The 6,833-nt window shown below is 70.4% G+C and carries 8 protein-coding genes; 2 read left to right on the top strand and 6 right to left on the bottom strand.

Features of this window, described 5'->3' with window-relative positions; all coding sequences use genetic code 11:
- Positions 1 to 417: 417 nt before the first annotated feature.
- A complete protein-coding gene (tyrS, locus tag ACQ0O7_RS03785; protein ID WP_430780321.1) occupies positions 418 to 1,674 on the bottom strand; it encodes a tyrosine--tRNA ligase in 1,257 nt (418 codons plus the stop codon).
- Positions 1,675 to 1,733: 59 nt separating this feature from the next.
- Here tyrS and ACQ0O7_RS03780 point away from each other — a divergent pair, with 59 nt between their 5' ends.
- Together ACQ0O7_RS03780 and ACQ0O7_RS03775 are read left to right on the top strand one after the other, a co-directional pair.
- The gene (locus ACQ0O7_RS03780; RefSeq protein ID WP_430780320.1) at positions 1,734 to 2,516 is read left to right on the top strand and encodes a polyphosphate kinase 2 family protein; all 783 of its coding nucleotides are present in this window, start codon (positions 1,734 to 1,736) and stop codon (positions 2,514 to 2,516) included.
- Positions 2,517 to 2,568: 52 nt separating this feature from the next.
- The gene (locus tag ACQ0O7_RS03775) at positions 2,569 to 3,072 is read left to right on the top strand and encodes a hypothetical protein (RefSeq protein WP_430780319.1); all 504 of its coding nucleotides are present in this window, start codon (positions 2,569 to 2,571) and stop codon (positions 3,070 to 3,072) included.
- A 46-nt stretch (positions 3,073 to 3,118) separates the two neighbouring features.
- Here the strand turns inward: ACQ0O7_RS03775 and ptsP are convergent, their stop codons facing one another.
- The 5 genes from ptsP to ACQ0O7_RS03750 are packed head-to-tail and all read right to left on the bottom strand — an operon-like array spanning position 3,119 to position 6,825.
- Entirely contained in the window at positions 3,119 to 4,762 is a 1,644-nt protein-coding gene (gene ptsP / locus ACQ0O7_RS03770; protein ID WP_430780318.1) for a phosphoenolpyruvate--protein phosphotransferase, read from the bottom strand.
- Positions 4,755 to 5,030, bottom strand: coding sequence for an HPr family phosphocarrier protein (locus ACQ0O7_RS03765; protein WP_430780317.1), 276 nt, complete (start codon positions 5,028 to 5,030; stop codon positions 4,755 to 4,757). Before ACQ0O7_RS03765 ends, ptsP begins: the two co-directional genes overlap by 8 nt.
- A 10-nt stretch (positions 5,031 to 5,040) precedes the next feature.
- Complete coding sequence (locus ACQ0O7_RS03760; protein ID WP_430780316.1) at positions 5,041 to 6,081, bottom strand: zinc-dependent dehydrogenase; 1,041 nt, start codon at positions 6,079 to 6,081, stop codon at positions 5,041 to 5,043.
- Positions 6,078 to 6,524 (bottom strand): PTS sugar transporter subunit IIA, encoded by a 447-nt coding sequence (locus ACQ0O7_RS03755; RefSeq protein ID WP_430780315.1) that lies wholly within the window; start codon positions 6,522 to 6,524, stop codon positions 6,078 to 6,080. The genes ACQ0O7_RS03760 and ACQ0O7_RS03755 overlap by 4 nt, the downstream gene beginning before the upstream one ends.
- Positions 6,517 to 6,825, bottom strand: coding sequence for a PTS lactose transporter subunit IIB (locus tag ACQ0O7_RS03750; protein WP_430780314.1), 309 nt, complete (start codon positions 6,823 to 6,825; stop codon positions 6,517 to 6,519). Before ACQ0O7_RS03750 ends, ACQ0O7_RS03755 begins: the two co-directional genes overlap by 8 nt.
- Positions 6,826 to 6,833: the final 8 nt, after the last annotated feature.

Raw genomic sequence — 6,833 nt, 5'->3', positions numbered from 1 at the left:
AGCACCCTGTTGAGTTCTCAAAGAACAACCGCACACCATCCTGCGCACCGCTTTCGCGGCCCGCCCTCCGGGGCACTCGCTCTACTTTACCCGCCGTTTCCGCCGTGTCAAATCCGCGTTTCGCAACCGAATTCCACACTACAAAAACGCACCACAATCAGACGACCCCGAAGATCGTATGATCAAAGCTGTGGGTTCCTCCAGGACGGCCGCGCCGGGCCCCTAGATCGGGTCCCGCTCGCTCGCCCGTCTCCCTGGCGGCTCGGTAAACATTACCCGTCCCCCAACCCAACACCAAATCGGGGTGCCGCGACCGCCATCACACCGACGAAACCACAGGTCAGCACCACGAAGGCCGATGAAACACAACCGCCCCCGGCCGCAAAACGGGCCAGGGGCGGTCGGTGGAACGACAGGTCAGGGTGTGACCTCGACGCCGGCGAAGTTCCGCTTGCCCCGCCGGAGCACCAGGAAGCGCCCGTGCAGCAGCGCCGACGCGGGGATCGGGGCCTCACCGTCGGTGATCCGCTCGTTGTTGAGGTACGCCCCGCCCTCACCGATGGTGCGGCGCGCCTCGTTGGCGGAGGCGACGAGGCCCGACTCCTTCAGCAGGACTCCGGCGGACGGGAGCTCCCCGCGTACCGCAAGCAGTCCGGTCTCGCTCAACGCCGACCGCAACGTGTCCGCGGACAGCTCGTCCAGCGAACCTCGCCCGAAGAGCGCCTGGCTGGCCGCGATCGCCTGGCGGGCCTCCTCCGCGCCGTGCACCAGCGCGGTCAGCTCCTCGGCCAGGGCGCGCTGGGCCAGCCGGGCCTGTGGCCGCTCGGCGGTCGCCTTCTCCAGCTCCTCCAGCTCCTCGCGGGACTTGAAGCTGAAGTAGCGGAGGTACTGGCTGACGTCGGCGTCGGCGCTGTTGACCCAGAACTGGTAGAAGCTGTACGGGCTGGTCATGGCGGGGTCGAGCCAGACGGCGCCGCCGGCGGTCTTGCCGAATTTGGTGCCGTCGGCCTTGAGGACCAGCGGGGTGACGAAGGCGTGCACCGGGCCGGCACCGCGGCGGCGGACGAAGTCGACGCCGGCGGTGATGTTGCCCCACTGGTCGGAGCCGCCGAACTGGAGCTCGCACCCGTGCTGGACGTGCAGCTGGTAGAAGTCGTTGGACTGGAGCAGCTGGTAGCTGAACTCGGTGAAGCTGATCCCGCTCTCCAGGCGGTTGCGGACCACGTCGCGGGCCAGCATCTTGTTGACCGGGAAGTGCTTGCCGACGTCGCGCAGGAAGTCGATCACCGAGGTCGGGCCGGTCCAGTCCAGGTTGTTGACCAGCGTCGCCCCGTGCGAGCCCTCGTACGTGACGAACGGCGACAGCTGGGTGCGGATCCGCTCGACCCAGCCCTGGACCACCTCGGGCGGGTTGAGGCTGCGCTCGCTGGACTCGCGCGGGTCGCCGATCTGGCCGGTGGCGCCGCCGACGAGCAGCAGCGGCCGGTGGCCGGCGAGCTGGAGACGGCGCGCGGTGCACACCTGCATGAGGTGACCGACGTGCAGCGAGGCGGCGGTCGGGTCGAAGCCGACATAGAACGTGAGCGAGCCGCCGTCGAGCTTCTTGCGGAGCTCGGCCGGGTCGGTCGAGTCCTGGATCAGTCCGCGCCACAACAGGTCGTCTACGAAAGTCACACCCGGATTCTCCCGCACCGGCTACTGCGGATCACAACGGGATTAGGGATCCTGGGCGGATGGGTCACCTTGGTAGCGCGAATCCCCCGTACGAGATCTCGAAGAAGAGGGCCGAGGCCCGGCTGGTCGCGGCGCAGCAGCGGTTGTTGCGGCTGCGGCTGATCCTGGGTGGTCAGATCGGGGAGAAGCGGATCGGCCCGCCGTTGTGTGTGGTGTTCGAGGGCTGGGACGCGTCGGGCAAGGGTGGTGCGATCAAGCGCCTGGTGGCGCCGCTGGATCCGCGGCACGTGCGGGTGTCGCAGTTCGCCGCGCCGACGTACGACGAGAAGCGTCATCACTTCCTGCAGCGGTTCTGGAACGTGCTGCCCGGCAACGGTGGGATGGCGGTGATGGACCGGTCCTGGTACGGGCGGGTGCTGGTGGAGCGGGTGGAGGGGTTCGCGTCGGAGGAGCAGTGGCGGCGGGCGTACGACGAGATCGCCGAGTTCGAGCGGACGCTGACCGCCGAGGGCATGATCCTGATCAAGTTCTGGATGCACGTGTCGGATGAGGAGCAGCTGCGGCGGTTCGAGAGCCGGCGGACTGATCCGTTGCGGTCGTGGAAGCTGACCGATGAGGACTGGCGGAACCGGGAGAAGCGGGGCGCGTACGAGGCGGCGGTCGAGGAGATGATCGACCGGACGGACCGTCCGAGGGCGCGCTGGAACGTGATCGCCGGGGATGCGAAGCCGTACGCCCGGCTGGCGGTGGCGGAGCAGGTCTGTCACGTGCTGGAGCGGCGGCTGGAGAAGCACGGGTTCGATCTGGGTGCGGCGGATCAGCCGGGGGTACCGCACGACTGATCGTCTGGCGTTTCGTGGCGATTTGGAGTTTTTTGCCCGATACGATATCGCCATGACCAGGAGCAGGAAGTCTTTCAACCGGCCCAGGGTGGTCCTGCTGGCCGGTCTCGCCGGGCTGGGAGCCGTGGTGGCCGCGGCCGGGCAGGCGTCACTGAACCCGAACGGGCCGTGGGTGCAGGTGGCCCGGATCGGTTCCGAGCCGCCGGCCCCGGTGGTGGATCCGCACGACGACCGGGCGGTCCAGATCTCGCTGGAACGCACCCGGGGCGGCAACGACATCGCGATGTTCCAGGTGTCCGCCTTCGGCGAGCACAGCAAGGAGTTGCTGGAGCTGGTCTCCGGACCGGAGTTCCGGGCTCTCGGCCCGCGCTACGCGCCGGCGAGCAAGAAGGACCGTTTCCGGTACGAGGTGACCGTGCGATACCGCGACGGCGACAAGAAGAAGGTGGTCACGTACTCGGACACGCCGGGCACCCCACAGGTGCTGCTCGACGTGATCGACAAGACCGAGTCGATTCCGATGCCGGTGTTCCCGGCCGGGTTCCCGTTCAACTGAGAACCGGTCCCCGCCCCGTCGCGTGACGGGGCGGGGACCGGGCTCGTCAGTGCACCAGCTTGCGGGCCTCCGCCGCGTCCGGTGCGGCCACCGCCAGCTCGGCGAGCCGCCGGCAGTCGGCCTCGGTCCGCGCCGCCAGCGCCGCACGGACCTGCGGGATCGCCCGCGGTGACATGGACAGGCTGGTCACGCCGAGGCCGACCAGGACCGGTGCGAGCAGTGGGTCGGCCGCGGCCTCGCCACACACCCCGACCGGTTTGCCGGCCGCCCGGCCGGCCTCCCCGCACACCCCGATCAGCTGCAGCAGCGCGGGCTGCCACGGGTCGAGCAGTTCGGCCAGGTCGCCGCACATCCGGTCGGCGGCGAACGTGTACTGGCTCAGGTCGTTCGTGCCGATGCTCAGGAAGTCGACCACCCGCAGCAGGTCGGCGGCCCGCAGCGCGGCGGCCGGGACCTCGATCATCACGCCCGCCTTGGGCAGCCCGGCGTCGTGCACGGCGGCCGCGAACCCGGTCGCCTCGGCCAGGGTGGACACCATCGGCGCCATCACCCAGACGTCCGCGCCGGTCTGCTCCCGCGCCTCGGCGATCGCGGCGAGCTGGGTGGTCAGCACCCGCGGGCGCTGCCGGGCCACCCGCAGGCCCCGAACGCCGAGAGCCGGGTTGGGCTCGCCGTCCTGGTTGAGGAAGGGCAGCGGCTTGTCGGCGCCGGCGTCGAGCGTGCGGATCACCACCCGGCGGCCGGCCATCGCCGTGAACACCTCGCGGTACGCGGCCACCTGCTCGTCGTGCGCCGGCTCCTGGGTGCGGTCCAGGAACAGCAGCTCGGTACGGAACAGGCCGACACCCTCGGCGTGTGCCTCGTCGGCGGCCGGGACGTTCTTGGCGGAGCCGACGTTGGCGAGCAGTTTCACGGCGTACCCGTCAATCGTCTGACCGGGACCGGTCAGACCGGAGGCCGCCTCGGAGGCCTCTGCCGCCGCCTGGGTCGCGGCCTTGGCGGTGGCCTCGTCGACACCCACGTCGACCCGCCCGGACGCCCCGTCCACCAGGACGATCGTGCCGTCCGGCACGGCCAGCACGCCGGGGCAGGCGACCACCGCGGGCAGGCCCAGCGCGCGGGCCAGGATCGCGGTGTGGCTGGTCGGCCCGCCCACCTCGGTGACCAGGGCGATCACCTGGTCCGGGTCGAGGTCGGCGGTGTCGGCCGGGGCCAGGTCGCGGGCGGCCAGCACGTACGGGTGACCGGGTGAGGGGACGCCCGGCATCGGCAGGCCGAGCAGTACCGCCACCGCCCGGTTCCGCAGGTCGTCCAGGTCGGCGACGCGTTCGGCGAGATAGCCGCCGGCCGCCTCGAAGGCCTCCCGGAAGCCGGCGAACGCGGCGGTGACCGCGTGCGGCGCGTCCTGGCCGGCCTCGACCTGCTCGCGGACGCCGTCGCGGAGCATCTCGTCGTCGGCCATCATCGCCTCGGCCCGGAGCACCTCGGCGATGGTGTCGTCGGTGGCCCGGTCGGCGCGCCGGTTCAGTTCGGCGACGACGTCGGCGAGCGCCGCCTCGGCCCGGGCGATCTCGGCCTCGGCGTCGGTGACGGTGGTGGGGCCGGGCAGGGCCGGGACCCCGGCGATCCGCAACAGCGGACCGGCCACGGTCCCGGCACACACGCCGATGCCGGTGAGCACCTCAGACATGATCGGCGTCCAGGTCCTTCGCCAGCAGTTCGGCGAGGCTGTCCAGGGCCTCGTCGGCGCCCTCCCCCTCGGCTTCGAGGATCACCTCGGTGCCCTTCTTGGCGCCGAGGGCGAGCACCGACAGCATGCTCTTGGCGGGTACCGGCTTGCGGTCCCCGGACCGGATGGTCACCTTGACCGGGGCCTTCGCGGCCGCCTCCACGAAGATCTTCGCGGGGCGGGCGTGCAGGCCGCTGGCGGAACCGACGGTCACCGTGCGGGTGGGCATAGTGGACTCCTCAGGGCTCGATGGTGACCTTGATGGCCTCGCCGCGCGCGACGATCCCGAAGGCGTCGATGGCGCTCTCCAGCGGCAGGCGGTGGGTGATCAGGTCGTTGACCGGCACGGCGCCGGTGGCGACCAGGTTGAGCGCCTCGGCGTTGTGGGCCGGGCTGGAGCCGTTGGCCCCGATGATCATCAGCTCCCGGTAGTGCACCAGGTTGGAGTCGCAGGTGATCGTCGGGTTGTCCTTGGGCAGACCGCCGAAGAAGCTGATCCGGCCCTGCCGGGCGGCCATCTCGATGGCCTGCTCCTGGGCCTTGCCCGAGGCGGCCGCCGTGATGATCACGTCGGCGCCGCGGCCGTCGGTGAGCTTGCGGATCTCCTCGACCGGGTCGACCTCGGCGGCGCAGATCGCGGCGTCCGGCTGGACCAGGTTCGCGGCCATGTCCAGGCGCTGCCGGCTCAGCTCGACCAGGAAGACACGGGCGGCGCCACGGGCCCGGGCCAGCCGCACGTGCAGGCAGCCGATCGGGCCGGAGCCGATCACCACGACGTCGTCGCCCTCGCCGACACGGGCCAGGTTCTGCGCGTTGAGCGCGCAGGCCAGCGGCTCGGCGACGGAGGCCTCGGCGAACGAGACACCCTCCGGGATCCGGTTCAGGCCGTCGACGGCCAGGACCTTCTCCGGTACGACCATGAACTGCGCGAAGCCACCCTCGAAGTGGTAGCCCATCGACTCCTGGTTCGGGCAGACGGTCATCCGGCCCCGCTCGCACTCGGCGCACTTGCCGCACGGGATGGCCGCGATCACCTGGACCCGGTCACCGTTCGACCAGCCGTCGACACCCTCGCCCACTCCGACGATCTCGCCGGCGATCTCGTGACCCATCACCCGCGGCGGGTGGATGTGGTGGTGACCGAACTTGGAGATCTTCACGTCGGTGCCACAGGTGGAACAGTTCCGGACCCGGATCTTCACCTCACCGGGACCGGCCTCGGGCTCGGGGGCGTCCTCGAAACGGACGTCGCCGGGAGCGTGGAATCGTACGACCTTCATTGTTCCTTGTCCTCCTGGATGGTCCCGAGAAGCCGGATCACGGTCTCGGGTTCGGTGGCCTCGCGAAGTTCGCGGGCCTGGTCCTCGTCGAGCAGGATCTCGGCGAGCGCGGCGAGCAGATCCACGTGGCCGTCGCCCTGGGCGGCGATGGCCACGCACACGGTGACCTGCTCGCCGCCCCAGTCGACGCCCTCCGGGAAGCGCAGCACCGCGAGTGCGTCACGCTTGACCAGGTCCTTGCCGGCGAGGGTGCCGTGCGGGATGGCGACCCCCTCGCCGACATAGGTGGAGATCGACTGCTCGCGGGCGAGCATCGTGTCGACGTAGCCCGGTTCGACCGCGCCGACCTCCACCAGGACCTCACCGCAACGACGGATCGCGTCGTCGCGGGTCTTCTCCGTCTCACCGAGCCGGATCGCCCGCGGGCTCAGCAGCTCAGACATTGAGATCGGTGCCCTGCTGGATCGCCTTGACGACCTTGGTGACCGCCGGGTCGCCGAGGAAGATCTGGAACGGCACGATCGGCTTGTCCGGAGCGACCGAACGGGCGCGGGCCGCGAGGCCGCTGTGGCAGACCACCACGTCGGCGTCAGCCGGAATCGAGTTCACCGGGGTGTGCTCCACGGTGACTCCGCTCTTGCCGAGCTGCTTGCGCAGGGTGCTGGCGAGCATCACGCTGCTGCCCATTCCCGCGTCGCAGGCGACCACGAGCTTCTTGATGTCCTTGCCGTTGATGGTTGCCATGGTTCTAC

Origin of the sequence: Actinoplanes sp. G11-F43 (assembly GCF_050589265.1) — a bacterium.
GTDB lineage: Bacteria > Actinomycetota > Actinomycetes > Mycobacteriales > Micromonosporaceae > Actinoplanes.
The sequence above is the reverse complement of the archived record's forward strand: the minus strand, read 5'-3'. Positions and strand labels throughout refer to the sequence as shown.

Bases quoted from the DNA above. Each gene is read 5' to 3' on its own strand.
- ACQ0O7_RS03780 (WP_430780320.1), top strand. From the start codon at position 1,734: ATGGGTCACCTTGGTAGCGCGAATCCCCCGTACGAGATCTCGAAGAAG.
- ACQ0O7_RS03775 (WP_430780319.1), top strand. From the start codon at position 2,569: ATGACCAGGAGCAGGAAGTCTTTCAACCGGCCCAGGGTGGTCCTGCTG.
- ptsP (WP_430780318.1), bottom strand. From the start codon at position 4,762: ATGTCTGAGGTGCTCACCGGCATCGGCGTGTGTGCCGGGACCGTGGCC.
- ACQ0O7_RS03765 (WP_430780317.1), bottom strand. From the start codon at position 5,030: ATGCCCACCCGCACGGTGACCGTCGGTTCCGCCAGCGGCCTGCACGCC.
- ACQ0O7_RS03760 (WP_430780316.1), bottom strand. From the start codon at position 6,081: ATGAAGGTCGTACGATTCCACGCTCCCGGCGACGTCCGTTTCGAGGAC.
- ACQ0O7_RS03755 (WP_430780315.1), bottom strand. From the start codon at position 6,524: ATGTCTGAGCTGCTGAGCCCGCGGGCGATCCGGCTCGGTGAGACGGAG.
- ACQ0O7_RS03750 (WP_430780314.1), bottom strand. From the start codon at position 6,825: ATGGCAACCATCAACGGCAAGGACATCAAGAAGCTCGTGGTCGCCTGC.